Source organism: Vibrio sp. E150_011 (assembly GCF_053544015.1).
Map to the genome: position 1 here is coordinate 1 of NZ_JBHFOL010000019.1, position 23271 is coordinate 23271.

At 43.4% G+C, this 23271-nt stretch carries 22 protein-coding genes and 1 riboswitch; of the genes, 11 read left to right on the top strand and 11 right to left on the bottom strand.

What is annotated here, in order from left to right:
* On the bottom strand, positions 1-670 hold a 670-nt coding region (locus ACE1OE_RS20785; protein ID WP_449212161.1), incomplete at its 3' end, for a methyltransferase domain-containing protein.
* A 114-nt stretch (positions 671-784) separates the two neighbouring features.
* Between ACE1OE_RS20785 and elyC the strand changes: the two genes are divergently transcribed.
* Positions 785-1732: an envelope biogenesis factor ElyC gene (elyC, locus tag ACE1OE_RS20790; RefSeq protein WP_449212162.1), complete on the top strand. Its 948-nt coding sequence runs from the start codon at positions 785-787 to the stop codon at positions 1730-1732.
* Positions 1733-1965: 233 nt separating this feature from the next.
* Here elyC and torR read toward each other — a convergent pair whose 3' ends face one another.
* Complete coding sequence (gene torR, locus ACE1OE_RS20795; protein WP_102471594.1) at positions 1966-2676, bottom strand: two-component system response regulator TorR; 711 nt, start codon at positions 2674-2676, stop codon at positions 1966-1968.
* A gap of 291 nt (positions 2677-2967) precedes the next feature.
* Here torR and torD point away from each other — a divergent pair, with 291 nt between their 5' ends.
* The 5 genes from torD (at position 2968) to ACE1OE_RS20820 (ending at position 7060) form a co-directional block, all read left to right on the top strand.
* The gene (gene torD / locus ACE1OE_RS20800; RefSeq protein WP_449212163.1) at positions 2968-3615 is read left to right on the top strand and encodes a molecular chaperone TorD; all 648 of its coding nucleotides are present in this window, start codon (positions 2968-2970) and stop codon (positions 3613-3615) included.
* Between the two features lie 347 nt (positions 3616-3962).
* Positions 3963-4973 (top strand): HTH-type transcriptional repressor PurR, encoded by a 1011-nt coding sequence (purR, locus tag ACE1OE_RS20805; protein ID WP_449212164.1) that lies wholly within the window; start codon positions 3963-3965, stop codon positions 4971-4973.
* Positions 4974-5145: 172 nt separating this feature from the next.
* A riboswitch (cyclic di-GMP riboswitch) is annotated at positions 5146-5229 on the top strand.
* Positions 5230-5342: 113 nt separating this feature from the next.
* Complete coding sequence (locus ACE1OE_RS20810; protein WP_449212165.1) at positions 5343-5933, top strand: TfoX/Sxy family DNA transformation protein; 591 nt, start codon at positions 5343-5345, stop codon at positions 5931-5933.
* A 123-nt stretch (positions 5934-6056) separates the two neighbouring features.
* Positions 6057-6743 carry a TVP38/TMEM64 family protein gene (locus ACE1OE_RS20815; RefSeq protein ID WP_372060856.1) on the top strand — a complete coding sequence of 229 codons (687 nt, stop codon included), beginning with the start codon at positions 6057-6059 and terminating at the stop codon, positions 6741-6743.
* Positions 6740-7060 (top strand): DUF2007 domain-containing protein, encoded by a 321-nt coding sequence (locus ACE1OE_RS20820; RefSeq protein ID WP_449212166.1) that lies wholly within the window; start codon positions 6740-6742, stop codon positions 7058-7060. The genes ACE1OE_RS20815 and ACE1OE_RS20820 overlap by 4 nt, the downstream gene beginning before the upstream one ends.
* Positions 7061-7094: 34 nt before the next feature.
* On the opposite strand, the gene ACE1OE_RS20825 is transcribed toward ACE1OE_RS20820, so the two are convergent.
* From ACE1OE_RS20825 to topA, 4 genes are all read right to left on the bottom strand, one after another.
* Positions 7095-7889, bottom strand: a complete 795-nt coding sequence (locus ACE1OE_RS20825) for an alpha/beta fold hydrolase (protein WP_102471400.1) — start codon at positions 7887-7889, stop codon at positions 7095-7097.
* Positions 7890-8084: 195 nt separating this feature from the next.
* Positions 8085-9542, bottom strand: coding sequence for a glycogen synthase GlgA (gene glgA / locus ACE1OE_RS20830; protein ID WP_449212167.1), 1458 nt, complete (start codon positions 9540-9542; stop codon positions 8085-8087).
* A gap of 1 nt (position 9543) precedes the next feature.
* On the bottom strand, positions 9544-10761 hold the full coding sequence (gene glgC, locus ACE1OE_RS20835; RefSeq protein ID WP_102471398.1) for a glucose-1-phosphate adenylyltransferase: 1218 nt from the start codon (positions 10759-10761) through the stop codon (positions 9544-9546).
* Positions 10762-11258: 497 nt separating this feature from the next.
* On the bottom strand, positions 11259-13892 hold the full coding sequence (gene topA / locus ACE1OE_RS20840) for a type I DNA topoisomerase (RefSeq protein ID WP_449212168.1): 2634 nt from the start codon (positions 13890-13892) through the stop codon (positions 11259-11261).
* A 334-nt stretch (positions 13893-14226) separates the two neighbouring features.
* Here topA and ACE1OE_RS20845 point away from each other — a divergent pair, with 334 nt between their 5' ends.
* Positions 14227-14472: a YciN family protein gene (locus tag ACE1OE_RS20845; protein WP_102471593.1), complete on the top strand. Its 246-nt coding sequence runs from the start codon at positions 14227-14229 to the stop codon at positions 14470-14472.
* A 40-nt stretch (positions 14473-14512) separates the two neighbouring features.
* Here the strand turns inward: ACE1OE_RS20845 and aroA are convergent, their stop codons facing one another.
* Positions 14513-15793 carry a 3-phosphoshikimate 1-carboxyvinyltransferase gene (gene aroA, locus ACE1OE_RS20850; protein WP_449212169.1) on the bottom strand — a complete coding sequence of 427 codons (1281 nt, stop codon included), beginning with the start codon at positions 15791-15793 and terminating at the stop codon, positions 14513-14515.
* A gap of 222 nt (positions 15794-16015) precedes the next feature.
* Between aroA and aat the strand changes: the two genes are divergently transcribed.
* The 3 genes from aat (at position 16016) to infA (ending at position 17757) form a co-directional block, all read left to right on the top strand.
* The gene (aat, locus tag ACE1OE_RS20855; RefSeq protein WP_449212170.1) at positions 16016-16762 is read left to right on the top strand and encodes a leucyl/phenylalanyl-tRNA--protein transferase; all 747 of its coding nucleotides are present in this window, start codon (positions 16016-16018) and stop codon (positions 16760-16762) included.
* Entirely contained in the window at positions 16759-17457 is a 699-nt protein-coding gene (locus ACE1OE_RS20860) for an arginyltransferase (protein WP_449212171.1), read from the top strand. Before aat ends, ACE1OE_RS20860 begins: the two co-directional genes overlap by 4 nt.
* Before the next feature lie 81 nt (positions 17458-17538).
* Positions 17539-17757: a translation initiation factor IF-1 gene (infA, locus tag ACE1OE_RS20865; protein WP_005600159.1), complete on the top strand. Its 219-nt coding sequence runs from the start codon at positions 17539-17541 to the stop codon at positions 17755-17757.
* A gap of 162 nt (positions 17758-17919) precedes the next feature.
* Here infA and clpA read toward each other — a convergent pair whose 3' ends face one another.
* Together clpA and clpS are read right to left on the bottom strand one after the other, a co-directional pair.
* Complete coding sequence (gene clpA / locus ACE1OE_RS20870) at positions 17920-20196, bottom strand: ATP-dependent Clp protease ATP-binding subunit ClpA (protein WP_102471393.1); 2277 nt, start codon at positions 20194-20196, stop codon at positions 17920-17922.
* 41 nt (positions 20197-20237) lie between these two features.
* Positions 20238-20558: an ATP-dependent Clp protease adapter ClpS gene (gene clpS / locus ACE1OE_RS20875; protein WP_102471392.1), complete on the bottom strand. Its 321-nt coding sequence runs from the start codon at positions 20556-20558 to the stop codon at positions 20238-20240.
* Positions 20559-21104: 546 nt separating this feature from the next.
* Here clpS and cspD point away from each other — a divergent pair.
* The gene (cspD, locus tag ACE1OE_RS20880; protein ID WP_198593072.1) at positions 21105-21326 is read left to right on the top strand and encodes a cold shock domain-containing protein CspD; all 222 of its coding nucleotides are present in this window, start codon (positions 21105-21107) and stop codon (positions 21324-21326) included.
* Positions 21327-21570: 244 nt separating this feature from the next.
* On the opposite strand, the gene hisIE is transcribed toward cspD, so the two are convergent.
* Positions 21571-22197: a bifunctional phosphoribosyl-AMP cyclohydrolase/phosphoribosyl-ATP diphosphatase HisIE gene (hisIE, locus tag ACE1OE_RS20885; RefSeq protein WP_102471390.1), complete on the bottom strand. Its 627-nt coding sequence runs from the start codon at positions 22195-22197 to the stop codon at positions 21571-21573.
* Positions 22194-22967 (bottom strand): imidazole glycerol phosphate synthase subunit HisF, encoded by a 774-nt coding sequence (gene hisF, locus ACE1OE_RS20890; protein ID WP_102471389.1) that lies wholly within the window; start codon positions 22965-22967, stop codon positions 22194-22196. Before hisF ends, hisIE begins: the two co-directional genes overlap by 4 nt.
* Positions 22968-23271 lie beyond the last annotated feature (304 nt).

A 23271-nucleotide genomic window follows, 5' to 3' on the forward strand; every position in this document is an offset into this window, starting at 1 on the left:
TGTACTGCATATTGCCGATGTAATCACTAAATGAGCGAATGCCAGATTTACCATGAATCATAAATCCCGCTTCCTCAATCCACTGATACACCTCGTCTGGCTTCAACCCCTGTTGCGGCTGAAGCTTAAATCTTTTTCTATGAGGCATTCCATCCAACACATGCGGGATATTGCCACAAATGACATTCTTAAACACCAACCCATGATGGTTATAGAACATAATGGAGGCAACGCCACCGGGTTTGACTTGCCTTAATACGGTTTTAAGCGCTGATTTAGGGTCAGCTAACCATTCCATAACGGCGTGAAACAACACAAGGTCGACGGGGCCTTCTAACTGCTCATCAATATCTTGGACCGCACTGTGGACCCAGCGATACTGTGCCTGAAGACCCTTTTTTTCCACGTCAGATCTTGCAAGTTTCAGCATCTCGGACGATAGGTCACACAAGGTGACATGATGTCCCCTTGCCGCAAGCCTTTGCGAAACTTGCCCTAATCCACCACCTGCATCTAATATTTGCAGTGTTTTTCTAGTATCATCCAACACGGCAAGAGCGTGGGTTAAGTCTTCCCAAACAATAGTTTGGCGTATTTCTCCCTTCTCTGAGCCGTAAATATTTTTTGCAAATTTGTGGGCGATATCGTCGAAATTACGGTCTTGCATCACGGTTTATTAAGTTAAGATAGCCAATCGGACTGCTATTCTGTCATATAAGTGACAGGAATAAAGGGGCAAGCTCCTTTTTTAGCGTTAAGTGGTGTTTTTTCGGACTATTAGTTTATGTTTGAGCTGAAAACAATCGTGTCATCCCTTCTAATGCCTTTGCCAGCTATGCTGATCCTAGGTTTTTTGGGACTCGCGCTTATTATGTTTACTGCAAGGCGCAGAATAGGATGCATGATTATTCTTGTATCACTTTGTGGGATTTTTCTCATCGCCTTCCAACCTTTGTCAAGCCGATTATTGATGCCATTAGAGCGTCAATACAAGCCTTTCTTACCGATCAACGAAACGATTGACTATGTCATGGTGCTCGGTGGGGGTCATACTGTTGATGATGACTTGCCTCCGACGTCGCAGCTTAGTCGAACCTCACTTATGAGGCTCAGCGAAGGCATACGAATTATGCGTATGTACCCTGGTGCAAAAATGATCCTCTCTGGATACGCAGGTGGCACCGATGTCAGCCACGCAAGAATGATGGCGAAGGTCGCACTGGGACTTGGTGTCGCTAAGTCCGAGATTATTTTGCTTGAAACCGCGAAAGACACCTGGGAAGAAGCGAGACAAGCCACCGCGTTTGTCAAAAACAGAAAATTGGTTCTTGTGACGTCAGCCAGTCATATGCAAAGAGCGATGTACGAGTTTGAATCTGCAGGCTTAGTACCCTACCCTGCGCCCACTAACTTTTTGGCCCAAAAAGATATTGAGCAAGCATGGCAAAAATATACCCCACAAGCTCGCTACCTCGAACAAACAGAGCGATACTGGCATGAAACCATGGGGCTGGCATGGCAAAGGTTACGTGACTGGGTTGCTAGCGAGGGAGTGTCGTCTACAGATGAGCTCACGCCTGAAAATAATCCACTTTCAACGTTAGAAGGTGACGACGATGCAACCGTTGTAGGAGAGAGTAACGTTGAGGGTGAACAGGGAAATGAAGGCATGCCAGTGGATACTAACTCTGACAAGGCGCTTAGCCCACCTGCAGAATCTGCTCAACCTTAGCTAGGGATAATATCATCTCGCTCTAATTGCTGTGGTTCTAAGTACGCTGGCGCTAAGTGCTCTGGTTCTAAGTGCACTGGATCTAAGTGCACTGGATCTAAGTACATTGATGTAAAAAGCCAGGCTGTGTTAAACGCCTGGCTTTTTTTACAATTGAGTACTGTTTTTTAATGATGAGACACGCTATTTTTTGTGAAAGAGTGCAACCTACATCGTTAAATTAAACGTAGTCGCTAGTCACCCGCAAACATATATCCTTCACCATGAACCGTGATGAATATTTGTGGGTTTTTCGGATCCGCTTCCATTTTAGTGCGCATACGTCGGATTAATACATCAATAGTGCGATCATTTGGCGCGTCAACTCGATGACTGATCATGTTCAAGATTCGCTCACGACTCAGAACTTGATTAGGGTAAGTAGATAACGCGACTAAAAGCTCATACTCGGCTTTTGTCAGTTTTACTGGTTCACCATTGCAACTTAATGAGCGGCGTTGTTTATCGAATAACCACTCCCCAAAGTGCACAACATGCTCGTTCTCGGCACTTTGCGATATTAAGGGCTGCTTACGAGCTTGGGCGATACGCCACAGTAAGTTTTTAACTCTGACCAATAATTCTCTTAATTCAAACGGTTTCGTTACATAGTCATCTGCGCCCATTTCTAGGCCAACGATCCGATCAATACTATCAGTACGACCTGTTACCAATATAATACCGATATCAGACTGGCTACGTAACTCTCGAGTTAACATCAGACCATCTTCACCAGGAAGATTGATATCAAGCATGACAAGGTCGACACTGGAAGACTGCAATACTTGTCGCATCTCTTCACCGCTTTCAGCCTCGCTTACTAAATAGCCTTCACTCTCAAAGTAACCAGACAACTTGCTACGCGTAACGACATCATCTTCAACTACTAATACGTGATAACTCATATTCACCGTTTCTATTCTATCTATGACCGAAGCCATTCTATTCATAATTAGTCACAATTCTAGCGGACATTACGGTATTGTGTAGAAAGTCGTGTTTTTATTGATTCAAGACAAGAACACTTTTTATCCACTATATGCAATCAGAACCTTGCCCATCTGGTGTCGCTTTAAAACCATCAACCGCTCTTTTATTCATTTATCTTCATAAACGTTCGATTTTTTTCATTATTGCCCTTACTGCTGTTCATTTTTATTGTCTAAAATAAGGGCAAGACTTTTGGAGAGAACAAGATGCAAGAATTGAAAGCATTTAATGAACAACGTGCAGAGATATACTGGTGGCTTTCTAGCCTATTTGCCAAAGAGCTTACTCAACAAGAACTGGATAAATATCACAGTGTCGAAATACGTTCTTTTTTGAGCGGTCTCGGTGAAAACCCATCACTCGAAGCGCCGATCAATACACTCATTGATGGCTTGAACCGATTACAGACTCGAGAAGACGCCCAACTTGAGCTATCCGCAGATTTTTGTGACCTATTTCTTAAATCAGATAAGCATGGCGCATTACCTTATGCCTCAATGTACATAGGTGAATCAGGTCTTCTCAATGATAAACCGGCTAATGACATGACCGAGCTGTTAAAAAAACACAATGTCGCCGTCTCTGAAGACTTAAATGAGCCAGCCGATCACCTCGCGATAGAGTTGGACTTTCTCGGCAACCTTATTATTCGTTCTAATGAACTGGAGTCCGAGGCGCACATCAACAACGCATTATTAGAGCAAGCTGATTACCTTAATCAGCACTTGATGACATGGCTGCCTCAATTCGAAAAAAAATGTAAAGAGTATGATGAATTTGGATTTTACGCCGCGGTAGCAACACTCCTCATTGCATTTTGTCAGTTAGACCTTAACTATTTAACTGCTGAGTAACCGATGCAGACACCGCTATCAATCAAGGTGGCGGTGTCACCCCGTATTAATTTTAATTTATCATCAAATTTGTCGGTTGAAACGTTGCTAGAGTCACCGACTAGCATTACAATCCGCCGTTTCAATGCGAAAACCAAATTTTAGTGCCCCATGCTTTCCTATCTTTAGCTATTATGTCCTTGTCAGGTGAATAGCTAACCCACAATTGGAATCCAATGTGTCACTAGGTTCACTTACTCGGTACGCATTCCATACACCAAAGCGCTTTTTTAATTAAACAAAGCTGCATTACCGCAACGACGTTTTTGCTGACCATACGCAAAAGCCGTTACTAATAGGATAAAGCTATGGCAACAATCAAAGATGTCGCCCGTCTAGCTGGCGTTTCAACTACTACTGTGTCTCACGTTATTAACAAAACACGTTTTGTTGCCGAAGCCACACAAGAAAAAGTCAACGCCGCCGTAGAAGAACTCAATTACGCGCCAAGCGCCGTTGCGCGAAGCTTAAAATGTAACTCAACGAAAACCATCGGTATGTTGGTTACACAATCAACGAACTTATTCTTCTCCGAGGTTATCGATGGCGTTGAAAGCTATTGCTATCGTCAAGGTTACACATTAATTCTGTGTAACACTGGTGGCGTGTATGAAAAGCAGAGAGATTACATTCGAATGCTAGCAGAGAAGCGCGTCGACGGTATTCTCGTCATGTGTTCAGATCTCACAGAAGAGCTTCTTAGCATGCTTGATCGTCACTCCGATATTCCTAAAGTGATCATGGACTGGGGTCCTGAGAGCTCGCAAGCAGATAAGATCATTGATAATTCGGAGGAAGGTGGTTATCTCGCCACAAAATACCTAATTGATAAAGGCCATACGGACATCGCATGTTTGAGCGGTCACCTAGAAAAAGCGGTGTGCCAAGAACGCATTATTGGTTACAAGCGTGCGCTATCAGAAGCCGGCATCGAAATGAAAGAAGACCGTATATTTGAAGGTAACTTTGAGTGTGACACAGCGGTCATCGCAGCGAATCGTATTGCCGCAATGGAAGAACGACCAAGCGCCGTGTTCTGCTTTAACGATACGATGGCGTTAGGCCTTATGAGTCGTTTACAACAACTCGGTTTGAACGTACCAGAAGATATCTCTGTGATTGGTTACGATAACATTGAGCTTGCTGAGTATTTTTCTCCACCACTGACGACGGTTCACCAACCGAAACGTCGTGTCGGAAAGAACGCCTTTGAGATTTTGCTAGAACGCATAAAAGATAAAGGTCATGACAAACGTATATTTGAGATGCACCCCGAGATAATTGAACGCCACTCTGTCAAAAACCTGACAACAAAATGACAAAGGCGCCTAGTTAGGCGCTTTTTTTTGATCTTGTTCCCAGATTTTAGACGCCTAATTGTTAGTTTATGTTACCTCTTAAGCACAAATACCCGCCTAATTTTTGAAGCAACGTCACACTTTAGTTATATCTCAATGCAGATTAACGCATTTTTTCTTTATTCTAACAAAGTCACGCACAGGGCAAACCATCTGAAAAGTTGGGACGCAAAGCCTCCGGCCTAAACCATTTATGGTAGGTAGCGGGGTTACCGATGGCAAAGGACACTGAATTCTTGTTTTTAATTTAACAAGGAATTGATGCCTGTTTGCTACACTCTCGGACCTGATTTTGGTGACACAATCAAATAACACCGAGAAAAGACAAATATGGACAATCCAATATTAAAAAATTCGATGCAGTTGTTCGCTCAACTTGGAAAAGTCAAATCCCGCTCTATGTTCGGTGGATTTGGCATTTTTGTTGACGATACGATGTTTGCATTAGCAGTGAACAGTAAATTACACATCAGAACTAACCCAACAACCGTCGCGACATTCAAGCAAAACGGCTTCAAGCCTTACGTTTATAAAAAACGTGGATTCCCAGTAGTGACAAAATATTTTGCCCTGCCTGAAGATAGCTGGAATGACAGTGAGTTGATATTGAACTATGCACGCTCAGCGTTGGATTACGCAAAAGATGAAAAAGTAAAACAATCTGACTGCAAACCAACCCGATTAAAAGATCTCCCGAATTTGCGTCTTGCAACAGAGCGCATGCTCAAAAAAGCGGGGATAGAATCGGTGAACTCACTTCAAGAGCATGGATCCGTTGAAGCCTTCAAGGCAATTCAAAAAACACACTCGACAAGTGTCGGTCTCGAATTACTTTGGGCGTTAGAAGGTGCGATTAATGGTACTCACTGGTCTGTGATTCCACAAGCCAAGCGCGACGAGCTAGCCAATCATATCAATTAGTACTTGTTCTCTCTTACTTATAAAAAAATCAGCCCATTAGCTGATTTTTTTTTATCTGTTTGAAAGTTAAATTCCGATGTTCGTGTCTTATACTAAAGATGCATTATCGACATGGAGTAGGACATGAGTAAAAAATTGTTATTGGGCTTAGGATTTGTTGCCGTTATTGTTTTTCTAGGCGTAGAGTTTGGACAATACCTGACGTTAGAAAATGCCAAGGCACAACAGGCAGCGCTTGCCACTTATATTGACAATAATTTTTTGGTTGCCGCGCTTACCTATTTCTTTCTGTATATCACCATCACCGCCTTCTCTGTCCCAGGCGCCGCTGTCGTCACTTTGTTGGGCGCCGCGTTATTTGGTTTTTGGGTGAGCTTATTGCTGGTCTCTTTTGCAAGTACTATTGGCGCTACGCTCGCTTTTCTTAGCAGTCGTTTTCTTCTACGTGATTGGGTACAAAAGCGGTTCGGCGGTAAACTGGCGACGATCAACAAGGGCGTTGAAAAGGATGGTGCTTTTTACCTTTTTTCTTTGAGACTCATCCCTATTTTCCCATTTTTTCTAATTAACCTACTCATGGGGCTAACCCCAATTCGCGTTTCAAAATACTATTTGGTTAGTCAACTTGGTATGCTACCGGGTACTGCGGTTTACCTTAATGCAGGCACCCAACTCGCCAGTATTGACAGTCTATCAGGCATAGTATCACCCGCTGTTCTCGCTTCCTTTGCATTGTTAGGGTTATTTCCTTTAATCACGAAATGGGCGATGGCTCGGTTTTCAAAATCACCCCAGGTACAGACTAAATGAAGATATACATAGGTAATAATCCTACCGAAACACATATCATGCAACAGCAACTGTTTGCCGAAGGGGTTCAGTGTGAGGTACGTGGCGAGGGGGTATTTGGATTGAGAGGCGAAGTGCCTTTTGATGAAAGCTCCCTACCTTACATCTGGTTACACGAAGTATCCCAAGAGGCGAAAGCTAAATCGTTAATCTTAGCGGTGCAACAACAAGAGAACAATCACGACCAAGCTAGCTGGCACTGCCCACAATGCAATGAGCTCAATGAAGCGCAGTTTGGAGCATGCTGGAACTGTCAGCACTTAGCACTCAGCGGTTAGCACTTAACCATCAATTAAAGTACTTAAGGTTATTTTACTGTACCGATTTAATAAACGCGATGGAGTGTTTATTAAATTCATCTGGTCTTTCGACATTACAGACATGCCCGCAGTTTTCAATTTCAAGCAAGCGGCTCGATTCATGCTCTGCTACCATTTCTTTTACTGGGTGGATGAACATATAGTCTTTATCCCCCATTAAATACAATGTTGGAATAGGAAGTTCTTTATCCTTGAAATAACGATGAAGTGGATTAACCTCTGTTGTTAGCGTGTACCATCTCTTAAATTCTTTCTGGCACAGCTTCTTCGCTTCTCGCACAAATAAAAGACGAGATTCTTTTTGTCCACGCTGAGGCATAACAATATAGGCGAATAAGCGATATAACCACATATAAGGGATAATATGCTTACTCCAGTTCCCTAGGTTCACAAGCAACTGTGAGCGGGTATTAAACCGTGTTACAGCGCCCCCTAACACCATAGAACGAACTCGAGGTGAGGCCAGTTCAGCAATATTACGGACGATAATTGTGCCAAGTGACATACCAACAAAGTGTGCCGATTGAATTTTAAGGTGATCGAGCACTTTAAGAATATCAATAGTCACACTTTTAAACGTGTAGCCACTTGCCATAATATCTTTAATCAACTCGTTTGACTTACCATGCCCACGTAGATCGACAAACAGCAGATTAAAGTGCTCTCTGTAGGCTCTGATTTGTTTAAACCAAATCGAGGAACTTCCACCCGCACCATGTACAAACACCACCCACTCTTTGCTCGTAGGATGCGCGTAAGTTTTATGAAACAGTAGATTCTCTGACATAGGATCTTTTAGGTAATGGCGATGAGCATTACGGTATCACAATTCACGGAACGGCTGTTAAAAACTGCACATAATTTATTTGAAAATTATTTCGAAGTGTTAACCAGCTAGAGCGGTCCTTGACAAAAGCAACGGAAAAAATAGGCAGGAAATAAAAAAGGCGACCTAAGGTCGCCTTTTCGAGTTGGAACGAAATTAATGTTGATGCAGCGCTATCTCATACATTTTATTGTATTCTTTTGCTGACTCTAACCAACTGAAGTCGCGACGCATCGCTCTTAGTTGGATATTATGCATTTCATCTGGTTGTTGTAGATAAAAAAGCAGCGCCCTTTGCAACACAATAAGCAACGCATCATGACACGGCTCTTCGAAACCAAAGCCAGTAGCTTCTGATGGGTTATCATCAAAATCAATCACTGTATCTTTGAGTCCACCAACCTTACGAATGATAGGCAAGGTGCCGTAGGCCATACTGTACAACTGGTTTAGCCCACAAGCCTCAAACTCAGATGGCATCAAGAAGAAATCCGAACCCGCTTCTACGAGATGAGCAAAGCGATTGCTATAGGCTTCTACAAATGCCAATTTGTCTGGATACTCGGCGGCAACATCACGTAAATGGGACGCAATCTGAGACTCACCCGTTCCAATAATAACCATCTGCACATCGTTTTTGAGAAACTTCTCTAAGATAGGCAGGATATAATGAAACCCTTTTTGGTGGGTCAGACGACATACCATCCCGACCATAGGAACATTAGTCTCAGGCAGGTTCAGCTCTTGTTGTAATAACGTTTTGGACGCGAGTTTACCTTTTAGCATACTCGCTAATTCGGCTTCATAGCTAACCGGTAAGAACTCATCGTTCCTCGGATCCCACTCCGAATAATCACAACCATTTACGATACCGTGTAGGTCTTTGGCACGATGAACAAAATCATCGACTAGACCATGAGAACCCAGAGGGGTAACCAGCTCGGCAGCGTAATTTGGGCTAACCGCGTTCACTTTGTCGGCAAACGCAATGCCAGCTCGCAACATACTGACCCAACCTTCACCGTATTGCAGGAACTCCATGCCGGAAAGATTAAGTTCAGGGATAATTTCTAGTTGGCTATAAGAAAAAATACCTTTGAATATTGCATTGTGAACGGTCAGAACTGACTTCACATCCTTGAAACGGTCATCGCTACCGTATCGAGTTTTAAGCAAAAACGGCACCAAACTGGTATGCCAATCATTCGCATGCACTACCGCAGGTTTAATACCAAGCTTAGGCAACACATCGAGGCTCGCGGCTGAAAAAAAGCTAAATCTTTCGCCATTGTCAGCGTACGCCCGGTTATGTTCTGCATACAACTCTGGACGGTCAAAATATTTATCACATTCAATGACATAAACATCGACACCGTCGAGCTCAGTTTTCTTGACCTGATAAGCCGTATGAGGCCAATGCTCTAACTCTGTCGATAGAACACACTCATAATCTTGCTTATTCGGTAAGGTTTGATAACCAGGTAATGTGATAGCAACTGATTTCCCGAGCTCTTGCAATGCCTTAGGCAGGGCTTTGGCAACATCAGCCAAGCCCCCACTTTTTACAAGTCCTTGAGCTTCTGAAACTGGAAACCATACATCTATGTTTCTCATTCTAGAATCCAACTTTTGTCCCTTTTTTGATGACAACAATGCCACCTGGAGACACGTGGAAGCGTTTCGCATCCAACTCTAGATCTTCACCAATCACTGTCCCAGGGGCAATCTCTACATTTTTATCGATAATTGCGTTCTTGATTGTACACCCTGCACCGATTTTTACATCACCTATGATGACCGATTCACTGATCTTAGTGCCTGCGGCAATATTACTTCGGTAACCGAGCACCGACTTATAAATGGAAGCACCTTGAATATAACTTCCTCCAGCAATTAAGCTGTCAGTCACTTTCACTTTACGGTCTTCTGCATCGATAAATGTGGCTGGTGGCAGTGGTGGATAAAAGGTATGTAGAGGCCATTTACGGTTGTACAATGAAAAATCAGGATCATGTTCAAGTAAATCCATATGAGCTGACCAGTACGAGTCAATCGAACCTACATCACGCCAATAAGTGGTTCCTTTTTCACCGCTGATTTTATTGGTTGAGAAGTCATAAACATAGACTTCACCTTCAGGAAACATCTTAGGGATAATGTCTTTACCAAAGTCATGGCTTGATTCAGTATTGTCCGCATCAAGCTTTAGCTCTGTACACAAAGTGTCGGCGTCAAAGATGTAGTTACCCATTGATATTAATGCCATATCAGGGTGGCCTGGAATCGATTTCGGGTTCGATGGTTTTTCTTCAAAGCCAATCATCTTGCCTGTTTCGTCCACTTCAATCACGCCAAACTCTGAGGCTTCTGACAATGGCATACGCAGTGCAGATACCGTCAGTTTTGCATCGACTCTTTTATGGAAATCGAGCATTTGGCGGATATCCATTTTATAGATATGGTCAGAGCCGAAGATGCACACTTGGTCTGGGGTAGACAGCTCAATAAAGCTAATATTCTGATAGATAGCATCCGCTGTACCTTCATACCAACGTTTACCATCACGCATTTGTGCAGGGATTGGGTCGATGAAGCGGTCTGTAATACCGGCAAGGTTCCAACCCTTTCTCATATGCTGATACAGCGACTGAGATTTGAATTGCGTTAATACGTAGATACGCATTAGATCCGCATTGATAAAATTATTAAGGGCAAAATCGATTAAACGATAACTGCCTCCAAAAGGCACCGCAGGTTTCGTGCGAGATTCAGTTAAAGGACGAAGGCGAGACCCTTCGCCACCAGCAAGAATCATTCCTAATACACCAGCCATTATATTCTCCGTTTTATAGCGTTATCATTGTCGCCAGACTTGTCTCTTGGACGGGGGAGTCTGACTTTATTAGTCACGGATGATGATGTCGATGTTGGCATCGAACACTCAAACGTTGAATCTGTATATCAAAGTGCGCGATGCTAAAGGTAGTCGCACAAATAGAGTTTGTTAGAACCATAATCTGCGTATGGTTTCGTTCTAAATTATCGTGTTGAAAAAAGATTACAACCCAAAATATGTCATTATGCTTGATGGAACCTAATTGCATTTCAGCACTTGGCATTGGTCACAAAATATCATTGTTAAGTCACATTTTAAACACAATAGGTTAACAGCAGAGTCACCTTAACATAATTTATTGTTATAGATATACCAGCTTATGTTTTATAAAATAATCGATGATATACGGACTGTATCGCTACGTCTTGATCCCTAACCTACGTTTATTACGGACATAAAAAAACAGCACCCTAAGGTGCTGTTTTTATAGTTATCTACGCTTCTTTTTTGGGTTTCTTACGTTTATCCGTAATCTCCCACTTCCCGTCTACGAACAATCCGGTCCAACCTGATGGTTTACCATCTTCTTCGGAACGAACATAGTTCTCTTTCGTCTTACGGCTAAAACGAACAACAGCTGGACGGCCATCTGGGTCTGCTGCAGGCGCATCGGCTAAGTAATGGAACTTAGGCGAGATACGTTCTTTATACTGCGCAAGTTCACTGACAAGCGGCGCACGTGTTTCCCTTGATTTAGGGAAGTTACTCGCTGCCATGAACAAACCAGATGCTCCGTCACGTAACACGAAGTACGCATCTGAGTTTTCACAAGGTAGCTCAGGGAAATGAACCGGGTCTTCTTTAGGTGGCGCAACCTCACCGTTCCTAAGAATTTTACGAGTATTTTTACATTCCTCGTTCGTACAACCCATGTATTTTCCGAATCGGCCGTTTTTCAACACCATTTCAGAGCCACATTTGTCACATTCAACCGTTGGGCCATCATAACCCTTAACCTTGTACTCGCCATGCTCAACGACATAACCTTCACAATTCGGGTTATTACCACATACATGAAGCTTACGCTTATCATCAATGAGGTAAGCATCCATCGCCGTTTCACAGATTGGGCAACGTTTCTTCGCTCGCAACGCGGCCGTTTCAACATCTTCTTCTAGAACGTTGACGACGCCCTCTTCATCACCAAGGTTGATCGTTGTTTTACAGCGCTCTTTGGGTGGTAAAGCATAACCAGAGCATCCCAAGAACACACCCGTTGATGCGGTACGTATACCCATTGGACGAGAACATGTCGGACACTCGATGTCGGTTTCGACGATATGGTTAGGCTTCATTCCTCCCGTATCTTCATCAAGCTCTGCTTTCTCAAGATCGGTGGTAAACTCATTAAAGAAGTCGTTAAGAACGCCTTTCCAACTGGTTTCACCTTCAGCGATTTGATCGAGCTTTTGCTCCATTCGAGCCGTAAAGTCATAGTTCATCAAATCATCAAAGCTGTAGTTCAGGCGATCGGTAACAATCTCTCCCATTTTCTCAGCATAGAAACGACGCTGTTCTACTTTTACGTAGCCACGGTCTTGGATAGTCGAGATAATCGATGCATACGTCGATGGGCGACCAATGCCTTTTTTCTCTAACTCTTTAACCAACGCAGCTTCAGTGAATCGAGCTGGCGGCTTGGTAAAGTGTTGCTTTGGATCCAAAGCGACTAAATCAAGCTTATCCCCTACTTTTACCGCAGGTAGAATCGCATCTTCGTTTTTACCCATTGGGCGTTGAACACGAGTCCAACCATCAAACTTAAGAATACGACCTTTCGCTTTCAGGGTGAAACCCTCTGCTTTGACGCTCACGGTTGTTGAGTCATATTTTGCAGGTGTCATTTGACACGCGACAAATTGGTTCCAAATCAGTGAGTACAGTTTATGAGCATCTGCTTCCATACCCTGTAAATCATCAACTTTGACCGTAACATCTGAAGGACGAATCGCTTCGTGCGCCTCTTGCGCCCCTTCTTTGCTTCCGTAGCGTAGAGCATTGTCCGGTAAGTACTCTGCGCCAAATTCACTGTTGATATAATCTCGCAGTGTATCGACAGCCTCTGAACTCAAGTTTGTTGAGTCGGTACGCATGTAGGTGATGTAACCACCTTCATAGAGACGCTGCGCCAACATCATGGTCTTTTTAACACCATATCCAAGACGGGTACTCGCAGCCTGCTGAAGTGTTGACGTAATGTAAGGCGCCGATGGCTTACTCTGTGTTGGTCGGTCTTCTCGCTTACATACCTCATAAGCGGCCTTTTCCAACACGGATGTCGCTGCGTTTGCCTCGGTTTCATTCGTCGGCTTAAACGCTTTGCCATCTTTTTGGGCAACTAATAAACGGAAATCCGTGTTATTCGCTGTTTTCGTATCAGCGTGAATATCCCAAAACTCTTCAGGAATAAACGCGTTGATCTCGCGTTCTCTTTCAACCAATAGCTTAACGGCGACCGATTGGACTCGACCTGCTGACAAGCCTCTAGCCACTTTTTTCCAAAGCAGCGGCGAGACCATAAAGCCAACAACACGGTCTAAGAATCGACGTGCCTGTTGTGCATTAACGCCATCCATATTGAGCTCGCCTGGAGTCTCAAAGGCTTGTTGGATTGCGTTTTTAGTAATTTCGTTAAAAACGACTCGTTTATATCGCTGTTCATCGCCACCGATGATCTCACGAAGGTGCCATGCGATAGCTTCTCCCTCGCGGTCCAAATCGGTTGCGAGATAAACGTAGTCTGCGTCTTTCGCTAATTTTTGGAGCTCAGCAACCACTTTTTCTTTGCCAGGCAAGATTTGGTAGTTTGCGTCCCAATCGCTGTATGGGTCGATACCCATTTTTTTAACGAGCGCTTTTTTATCTTTTATTTTTTTAATTCGTGCCTTTTCTTCGACACTTAAACCTTTGGTTGAGACTGCCGCTGCTTTTTTACCAGTACTTTGACCTGCGGTAGGTAAATCACGTACGTGACCCACACTCGACTTCACTACAAAGTCTTTACCTAGGTATTTGTTGATGGTTTTAGCCTTAGCGGGTGACTCCACTATAACCAGTGACTTTCCCATAATGACACTAACGTCCTATATCACATTGCGAGTATTAATCGCACGATGTTCGAAATTTATGCTTCTTTTTACTATTGAGCGAGAACAAAAGAAGATCAACCTGTTTTTTTACAATTGTATTCTAATCGCTCGACAAATGTCCGATCGAACCGAGTTTACACGTTGAAACACTGGCGCCATACTAAACGCCATACCCTTGCTGTGACTAGTGTTGATAATCAAAATTTGTTTCTTATCACATAATACCCGGCATTCTAGGCCGCAACTTAGCACTTGCAAACCCCCTACACCTCAATACACTATCGGATATTAACTAATGATTGAGAGCGCTTATATGTCCGAGAAACAACCCATTTCCGAGTTTGATTTATTGCTAATCGCAAACCAAATAATTCAAGAGCATGACGACTATTTGGAAGGCATGCGTGCAGAGAGTGTAGAAGAAAAAGAAGAGGTTCTGGTTTTCAAGGGGCATTATTTTCTCGATGAGCAAGGATTACCAACGCCAAATACCACCGCCGTGTTCAACATGTTTAAGTACTTAGCTCACCATCTCTCTAAAGAATTCACCCTGAAATAATAAAGCGCCCTGAATGGGCGCTTTATTTAAATCATATTCGTTAGTGGCTCAATTCAGCCAATTTTTCGAAATAATCCGGGAATGTTTTCGATGTGCACTTAGGGTCATTAATCGTGACAGGTGTATCACTAAGCGCCACCAATGAAAAGCACATGGCCATCCTATGATCATCATAAGTGTCAATCGTCGCATGCGTCAATTTAGCCACAGGTTCGACAATGATATAGTCCTCCCCCTCTTCAACAACCGCCCCTACTTTTCTAAGCTCAGTGGCCATCGCAGCTAATCGATCGGTTTCTTTAACACGCCAGTTATAAACGTTACGAATCACAGTCTTACCCGTTGCAAACAACGCGGTTGTTGCGATAGTCATGGCCGCATCGGGAATATGGTTGTAATCCATATCGATGCCAACAAGTTCGCCTCTACGACACGTAATATAATCCTCTCCCCATTCAATTTCCGCACCCATTTTTTCCAATGCGTCAGCAAAACGGATATCACCTTGAATGCTATTTTTACCGATACCTGTGACTTTAATTTCGCCACCTTTTATCGCTGCCGCCGCTAAAAAATAAGAGGCTGAAGACGCATCGCCTTCCACTAAAAATTGACCAGGAGAGCGGTATTGCTGCCCGCTTCTAATGACGAAGGTTTGATAATTATTATTCTCTACCACAACACCAAATTGCTGCATAATATGCAGTGTAATATCGATGTAAGGCTTAGAAACGAGTTCACCGTCAATTTCGATAGTAACGTCTGATTCAGCAAACGGCGCTGACATTAAAAATGCCGTAAGAAACTGACTAGAAATAGAGCCATCAATCGTCACTTTTCCACCTTTCAGACCGGTACCATACAGTTTTAGCGGTGGATAATTTTCGTTTTCTAGATACTCAACTCGCGCACCAGCCTGAGTCAATGCGTCAACCAAGTGTCCAATTGGGCGCTCTTTCATTCTTGGTTCGCCAGTTAGGACATACTCACCCTGCCCCAGACATAATGCTGCAGCAAGTGGACGCATCGCAGTACCTGCGTTGCCCAAGAATAATTCCGTCATTTGACTCACAGAAAAAGGTCGACCTAATCCGTTCACAACACACTGTTTCTTATCATCTGACAATTCATAGCTGACACCGAGCGCCGTTAATGCGTTCAACATGTGCTTGATGTCATCACTGTCCAAAAGATTGGTTAATGTCGTCGTACCTTGAGCTAAAGCCGCCAACAACAATGCGCGATTGGAAACACTTTTTGAACCAGGAAGGTTTACGGTTCCGGAGACTTTATTGATGGGTTGGAGTGTTAAACTTTCCATTAGCTGTATCTAATCCTTTACTGACATCGTATGTCCTGCAACGAATGTCATCGTCATTCTTCGTAAAAGCAGCGTACCCAAATTACACGGATAACACCAGCTTTTATCCGCTGAAACCGCCTACCTTTTGCGCAATCAGTACTAGCTAGCTAGTACTGATTGCGCGCGTATAACTTGCGAAAATAACGTATAATTACGGCAAGAGCATCTAAACTTATTATCATGACTATCTATCTACCTGAACTCGGCCCTGACTGCTTTGACTTTCCTTCTCCATTTGAAGCACTGCAAGACCCAAATGGGTTACTCGCTTTTGGTGGCGATCTCAATCCACAAAGAATTTTAAATGCCTACCGTCATGGTGTGTTTCCATGGTTTGGGCCTAACGAACCTTTATTGTGGTGGAGCCCAGCCCCGCGAGCGGTGTTTGTCCCCACCCAATTCACACCGTCGCGAAGCCTGAAGAAATTTCAAAAAAAAGCGCAATATCGCATCACGATTAATGCAGCAACAGAACAGGTCATCAATTATTGTTCCAGCACCCGTCCTGCAGAAGAAACGTGGTTAAACCAAGACATGCGGCGCGCTTACATTGCATTGTCTAAGCAGGGACATTGCCATTCAGTCGAGGTTTGGGACGAGGATACCTTGGTGGGTGGCCTTTATGGACTCTCCATCGGCACTTTGTTTTGTGGCGAGTCAATGTTTTCCCTAAAAACAAACGCATCCAAAATTGCACTTTGGTATTTTTGTCAGCATTTCATGCGTCATGGCGGCACACTCATTGACTGCCAAGTAATGAATCCTCACTTAGAGTCACTGGGGGCAATAGAATTGACGAGAGAAACGTTTATCGAAAATCTCCATCAGCGTAGAGAAGTGGCAATGGACAAAGGCTGCTACCACCGTCAAGAAATCAAAGTCAGCCACTCAACGACGTCAATAAAACGTGAGGAAGCAAGCAAATGAATATGGCTTCACAGCAAATCCGTATTGGCTTAACGACCAATCAACCCTGTAGTTACCTCAAAGGCCAGGATGAACGAGTTGCTATCGTTTTAGAAAAATATTGTCATGACGAACAACACTTCGAGATGTTACTGGCTAACGGGTTTCGACGCAGTGGTGATGTCATTTATAAACCCCAATGCGATCACTGCCAATCTTGTCAGGCACTTAGAGTCGCTATCCCTGATTTCAAACCAACAAAAAGCCAAAAACGCCTTTTGGCCAAGTCTAAGCACCTCTCCTGGAGGATTAATTCAGAGCTCGATGAAAACTGGTTTGAGCTTTATGCCAAATATATTAACGCTCGCCACACAAGTGGCAGTATGTACCCCCCTAAAAAAGAACAGTTCTTTGATTTTGCAAAATGTGGCTGGATGACAATGCACTTTTTGCATATTTATGACGGTGACACACTTGTGGGTGTTGCCATTACTGATATTTTAGAAAACAGTGCTAGTGCTTTTTACACCTTTTTTGACCCTGACATCTCGTTGTCCTTAGGAACGCTTGCCGTACTCTTTCAAGCACAATACTGCCAACAATATGATAAACAATGGCTATATTTGGGGTATCAAATCGACCAATGTTCCGCAATGAACTATAAAACCCGCTTCCAACGTCATCAAAGGCTAGTAAATCAGCGGTGGCAAGGGTAGAATACGCGACAACTTTACTTATAAAGATTTTGACGGCACAATGCAGACCGTTAAAAGCGCCACATTTCGAAAGAGGGTTCAATGGCTAAAGAAGACGTAATTGAGTTGCAAGGCACTGTTCTTGATACTCTACCAAACACAATGTTCCGTGTTGAACTAGAAAACGGTCACGTAGTTACAGCTCACATCTCTGGTAAGATGCGTAAAAACTACATCCGTATCCTTACTGGTGACAAAGTAACTGTAGAGATGACTCCATACGACCTATCTAAAGGTCGCATCGTCTTCCGTGCTCGTTAATCTCTAGGTTTAACCGATCACAAAAAAACGGAGCTTAGGCTCCGTTTTTTGTTTTTAGTAGTACAAGCCATCATCTTAGGTTTAGCGTAAGCAGCCCCAAGAATGGTTAAAAAAAACGTACGATAATTCGTACGTTTTTTTTCTTTGGCAAACGAATGCTGACTAGTGAAGAACTTCTTCTTTCGAGCCAATATACTCAAAGTCTAAGTCATCATCTTTTAGCGATACTCTTACCGTGCCACCATCTATAAGCGAACCAAACAACAGCTCATTAGCCAGCGGTTTCTTAAGTTTGTCTTGCACCACTCGTCCCATTGGACGCGCGCCCATCGTCTTGTCATAGCCTTTAAGAGCTAACCAATCACGCGCATCTGCAGAAACCTCTAAAGATACCCCTCGTGAGTCTAGTTGGGCCTGGAGCTCAACGATAAACTTATCGACCACTTGATGGATAACGGTATCGTCTAGACTATTAAACCAAATAATCCCATCAAGGCGGTTGCGGAATTCAGGTGTGAATACGCGCTTAATCGCTCCCATGGCATCTGGTTGGTGATCTTGTTGAATAAGACCAATCGATTTTTTCTCGGTCTCAGAAACGCCCGCATTACTTGTCATGACAAGAATAACATTTCGGAAATCGGCTTTACGGCCATTGTTATCCGTTAATGTACCGTTATCCATGACCTGCAACAGCAAGTTAAAAATATCCGGGTGCGCTTTTTCAATCTCATCCAATAAGACAACCGAATGCGGATGTTTAATCACTGAGTCTGTGAGCAGTCCGCCTTGGTCGTAGCCAACATAACCAGGAGGCGCACCAATCAAGCGACTAACTGAGTGACGCTCACCGTACTCAGACATGTCAAACCTTAGCAGCTCGATACCCAGTAATTTGGACAACTGAACGGTAACTTCGGTTTTACCTACCCCTGTTGGGCCTGCAAATAAGAAAGAGCCGACTGGGCGATCATCATTACCTAAGCCCGCACGAGTCATCTTGATTGCTTCAGATAGAACATCGATAGCCTTATCTTGACCAAAGACAAGCATCTTCATTTTTTCATCTAGATTTTGAAGAATGTCTTTGTCCGATGAAGACACTGACTTTTCTGGAATACGGGCCATCTTCGCAACCATTGACTCGATATCGGCAACCCCGACGGTTTTCTTACGTCGGCTCGCTGGGACTAAACGGCTACGAGCCCCCGCTTCATCGATAACATCAATTGCTTTGTCAGGCAGATGACGTTCATTAATATATTTGGCCGAAAGCTCAACCGCGGCACGAAGTGCTTTGTTGGTATAACGAACCTCATGATGCGCTTCATACTTAGGTTTCAAACCAATCAATATCTTAGTGGTATCGTCTAATGATGGTTCAACCACGTCAATTTTTTGGAAACGACGAGATAATGCTCGTTCTTTATCAAAGATATTACTGTATTCCTGGTAGGTCGTTGACCCAATACAACGTAGCTTACCGCTGCTCAGTAATGGCTTGATAAGGTTTGCCGCATCAACTTGCCCGCCAGAAGCGGCACCCGCGCCAATAATGGTATGGATTTCATCGATAAATAGAATGGCGTCATCTTCTTTCTCAAGTTGCTTCAATATGGCTTTAAAGCGTTTCTCGAAGTCCCCTCGATATTTAGTGCCGGCCAGCAAGGACCCAATATCTAAAGAATAAATAACGCAATTTTCAATCACGTCAGGCACCAAGCCTTCAACGATTCTCCATGCCAGTCCTTCTGCGATAGCCGTTTTACCGACTCCAGCTTCGCCCACAAGCAATGGGTTATTTTTACGACGACGACACAATACTTGTATGGTTCTTTCAAGCTCTTTGTCTCGACCAATAAGCGGGTCGATGTCACCATCTTTGGCGACTTGATTCAGGTTGGTCGCAAAATTTTCTAAGCGATCTTCACCATTTGCATCTTCAACGGGTTCACTTCCTCCGCCCAATGAGCCGCTTGTCGGTTCACTGTCTGACGCACCCGAGTTTTTGGTAATACCGTGAGAGATAAAATTAACGATATCTAAACGGCTAATATCGTTTTTCTTCAGCAAATAGGCAGCATGTGATTCCTGCTCACTAAATATGGCAACGAGCACATTGGCCCCTGTCACTTCGCTACGACCAGAAGATTGCACATGGAAAACAGCGCGTTGCAACACTCGTTGGAAGCTTAGTGTTGGCTGTGTCTCACGGGTATCGTCGTTATCAGGAATTAACGGCGTAGTTTGGTCGATGAATGCGTCGAGCTCTTCACGCAGATTGTCGAGATTTGCGCTACAAGCCGTTAAAGCTTCTTTAGCAGAATCGTTTTCTAACAATGCTAAAAGGAGATGCTCTACGGTCATGAATTCATGTCTTTTGTCACGGGCACGAGCAAATGCGCCGTTGAGACTCGATTCTAATTCTTTATTCAGCATAAGTACCTCCTAAGGAATGACAACTGCCATTCATTCGAAAATTAGGCTTTTTCCATGGTACACAAAAGTGGATGTTCATTTTCCCTTGAATACATGGTCACTTGAGCAACTTTTGTTTCAGCGACTTCGGATGTATAGGTGCCACATACGGCTTTACCGTCATAATGTACCTGTAGCATCACTTGCGTCGCTTGATCTTCGTTGAGTGAAAAAAAGCGTTCCAAGATTTCTACAACAAAGTCCATCGGGGTGTAATCATCATTATTTAAAACAACGTGGTACATGCCCGGTGGCTTAACCTTAGTTTTTTCTTTCTCCAGTAAATCTGAGTCTGGAGTCACCCATTCAAAATTTTTACTCATGGCCAGAATGTTTGAGAGTTTTCGTTAATATTCAAAAGACTGTATAAACAACATCGTTACCTTACTGTTACAGAGGTACATTGTCGCTACACTCGAAAAGCATCTCTATATTAGAGACTAAGACACCAATTGTATCGCTGCAAACAAAACAATGCTATTAGTGTGTGTCACATATGAGCCAAGTAGAAAAAACATTTCCCCCTCCCCATTAAGAATACATCATCACGCCCCAAACTAAAGCCACCGTTTACGACATTGTTAAAACCAAAGTGAATATGTTTAGAATATGTAGTTATTTATGTGACATTCTTATTGACTAAGTTTAATGATTGACTAAAGTGGTTATTTAGTGACTAAAATTTAACAAGTTTATCTTGATACTCTCCCTTGGGTAGGAATTTACTTACTGTGGATTTTTTATCCTAGCCGCGATGAGATAATTAAAAGAGCTTAGAAAATTTAAGTGACCGATAAGGAAGTGTCGACGGTGAAGTGGTAACCCGTGTCTTCGAACAACTTCAGAAAAATGCATGAGGGATGTATAGCATGGCTACAGGTACAGTAAAATGGTTTAACAATGCCAAGGGATTTGGATTCATTTGTCCAGAAGGTGGCGACAACGATATTTTTGCACATTATTCAACGATTCATATGGATGGTTACCGCACATTAAAAGCGGGACAACAAGTCAACTATGAAGTAGAAGAAGGGCCTAAAGGATACCATGCAAGTTCTGTGACCCCTGTGGACGGTGACATGGCCAAATAACGTTTAAGTTCACACTAATAAATATTTAATCGAAGACACGATGTTTCAACGATCTAATGGGTATCAACAATATATTAGGTATCAACAACCTAATTGCTCTGCGGCTTAAATGATTACCACTCATTTGTGCAATATAATGTTATACGGCTTACAATTTAGTTAGGTGATTTACCGCACTATCGACGTAGATTCCATAAAAAAACCCTCTGTAGAGGGTTTTTTTATGCTTTGTTTACTGAGTCAGCTATTTATGACGCTCTTTCAATTTGTTAACAACGTCATTAAGTGATAAACCTTGGTCCTGCAGTAAAACAAGTAAATGGTAAATTAGATCGGCTGACTCACAGACTAATTCCGCCTTGTCACCCGACGTTGCCGCAAGCGCGACTTCAACGCCTTCTTCGCCAACTTTCTGCGATATACGCTTGGTGCCCCTAGCATAGAGGCTCGCGGTATAGGAGGAGTCAGGATCAGCATTTTTTCGGTCGGCGAGCAATTGCTCGAGCTGATGAAGCCACACCATTTGTGATTCTTCTTGTTGATCGGCGTCGAAACACGTTGTGGTCCCAGTGTGGCAGGTCGGTCCAATAGGGTCTACTTTCACCAATAGCGTGTCATTATCGCAATCTAACGCGATCGATTTTAGTTGAAGAACATTCCCAGATGTTTCCCCTTTGGTCCAAAGTCGTGCTTTTGTACGGGAGAAAAACGTGACTTGTTGAGTCTCAGTCGTTTTATCTAACGCATCTGGTGTCATGTAACCCATCATCAGCACTTGGCTTGACTGAAAGTCCTGAATGATCGCAGGGATCAGTCCATCTACTTTTTCCCAGTCAATACGTTCTTTTAATGCTGCAGCTGTATTACTCATAATCTGATCTCCACACCTTGACCAGCTAAATATTGCTTTAGCTCACCAATATTAATAATTTGCTTGTGGAAGACAGACGCGGCGAGCGCCCCATCCACGTTTGTTTCTTTATATACTTCAGAAAAGTGTTCCATCGCCCCAGCTCCGCCTGAAGCAATGAGAGGGACATGGCAAACTTCGCGAACCATGTTGAGTTGAGTCAGATCGTACCCACTCCGAACACCATCTTGGTTCATCATATTAAGAACGATCTCTCCAGCCCCACGCTTCTGCACTTCTTGCACCCAGTCGCGGGTTTCCCATTGTGTCGCTTTGGTTCGGTTTTCATCACCCGTAAACTGGTAGACCTGATATTTACCCGTCTCTTTATCAAAGTAGGAATCTATGCCCACCACGATGCACTGAACACCAAATTTGTCGGCTAATTCAGTAATCAACTCAGGATTCGCTAAAGCCGGAGAGTTAATTGAGACTTTATCAGCCCCGAACTCCAAAATGCGAGCAGCGTCCTCTGCAGACTTGATGCCACCAGCAACACAAAATGGGATATCAATTACTTCAGCGACTCGAGCAACCCAGCTTTTGTCAACAACACGGCCATCACTCGATGCGGTGATATCATAAAAAACCAGTTCATCTGCACCTTCTTCGGCATAGCGAGCCGCAAGAGGGACAATATCACCTATTACTTCATGGTTACGGAACTGGACACCCTTCACCACTTGACCATCTCGGACATCCAGACAAGGAATTATTCTTTTTGCTAGCACTACTTGCTCCCTTCGGCATAAAACGGAGTTATCGTTCCCTTTTAACCTTCAAACCTTCACTTTCATGTGATTTAACACCGTCGCTTCACACCGATTAGAAGCAAGTCTAATGCGGGTGTATTGTTCCACTTCAGTCATGTAACTAAATCGTACGTCAAAACACTATATAACAACCTTTTTTACATTTCATTGAAAAGTTCAACTGTTCTTAAAACCCCATCTGCACTCTGCTTCACATCTAGCAAACTTCTCATGTTATCACGTAAAAAAAGAGCCTCGCATTTCTATGCGAGGCTCTTCAATT

What these genes read in the sequence shown, in the direction of transcription:
- glgA (WP_449212167.1), bottom strand. Translation starts at nt 9,542, where the DNA reads ATGAGAAACATAGATGTATGGTTTCCAGTTTCAGAAGCTCAAGGACTT.
- aroA (WP_449212169.1), bottom strand. Translation starts at nt 15,793, where the DNA reads ATGGAAAGTTTAACACTCCAACCCATCAATAAAGTCTCCGGAACCGTA.
- clpA (WP_102471393.1), bottom strand. Translation starts at nt 20,196, where the DNA reads ATGCTGAATAAAGAATTAGAATCGAGTCTCAACGGCGCATTTGCTCGT.
- torR (WP_102471594.1), bottom strand. Translation starts at nt 2,676, where the DNA reads ATGAGTTATCACGTATTAGTAGTTGAAGATGATGTCGTTACGCGTAGC.
- hisIE (WP_102471390.1), bottom strand. Translation starts at nt 22,197, where the DNA reads ATGAGTAATACAGCTGCAGCATTAAAAGAACGTATTGACTGGGAAAAA.
- torD (WP_449212163.1), top strand. Translation starts at nt 2,968, where the DNA reads ATGCAAGAATTGAAAGCATTTAATGAACAACGTGCAGAGATATACTGG.
- ACE1OE_RS20820 (WP_449212166.1), top strand. Translation starts at nt 6,740, where the DNA reads ATGAAGATATACATAGGTAATAATCCTACCGAAACACATATCATGCAA.
- ACE1OE_RS20825 (WP_102471400.1), bottom strand. Translation starts at nt 7,889, where the DNA reads ATGTCAGAGAATCTACTGTTTCATAAAACTTACGCGCATCCTACGAGC.
- elyC (WP_449212162.1), top strand. Translation starts at nt 785, where the DNA reads ATGTTTGAGCTGAAAACAATCGTGTCATCCCTTCTAATGCCTTTGCCA.
- infA (WP_005600159.1), top strand. Translation starts at nt 17,539, where the DNA reads ATGGCTAAAGAAGACGTAATTGAGTTGCAAGGCACTGTTCTTGATACT.
- ACE1OE_RS20845 (WP_102471593.1), top strand. Translation starts at nt 14,227, where the DNA reads ATGTCCGAGAAACAACCCATTTCCGAGTTTGATTTATTGCTAATCGCA.
- ACE1OE_RS20860 (WP_449212171.1), top strand. Translation starts at nt 16,759, where the DNA reads ATGAATATGGCTTCACAGCAAATCCGTATTGGCTTAACGACCAATCAA.
- cspD (WP_198593072.1), top strand. Translation starts at nt 21,105, where the DNA reads ATGGCTACAGGTACAGTAAAATGGTTTAACAATGCCAAGGGATTTGGA.
- glgC (WP_102471398.1), bottom strand. Translation starts at nt 10,761, where the DNA reads ATGGCTGGTGTATTAGGAATGATTCTTGCTGGTGGCGAAGGGTCTCGC.
- ACE1OE_RS20815 (WP_372060856.1), top strand. Translation starts at nt 6,057, where the DNA reads ATGAGTAAAAAATTGTTATTGGGCTTAGGATTTGTTGCCGTTATTGTT.
- aat (WP_449212170.1), top strand. Translation starts at nt 16,016, where the DNA reads ATGACTATCTATCTACCTGAACTCGGCCCTGACTGCTTTGACTTTCCT.
- purR (WP_449212164.1), top strand. Translation starts at nt 3,963, where the DNA reads ATGGCAACAATCAAAGATGTCGCCCGTCTAGCTGGCGTTTCAACTACT.
- topA (WP_449212168.1), bottom strand. Translation starts at nt 13,892, where the DNA reads ATGGGAAAGTCACTGGTTATAGTGGAGTCACCCGCTAAGGCTAAAACC.
- ACE1OE_RS20810 (WP_449212165.1), top strand. Translation starts at nt 5,343, where the DNA reads ATGGACAATCCAATATTAAAAAATTCGATGCAGTTGTTCGCTCAACTT.
- clpS (WP_102471392.1), bottom strand. Translation starts at nt 20,558, where the DNA reads ATGAGTAAAAATTTTGAATGGGTGACTCCAGACTCAGATTTACTGGAG.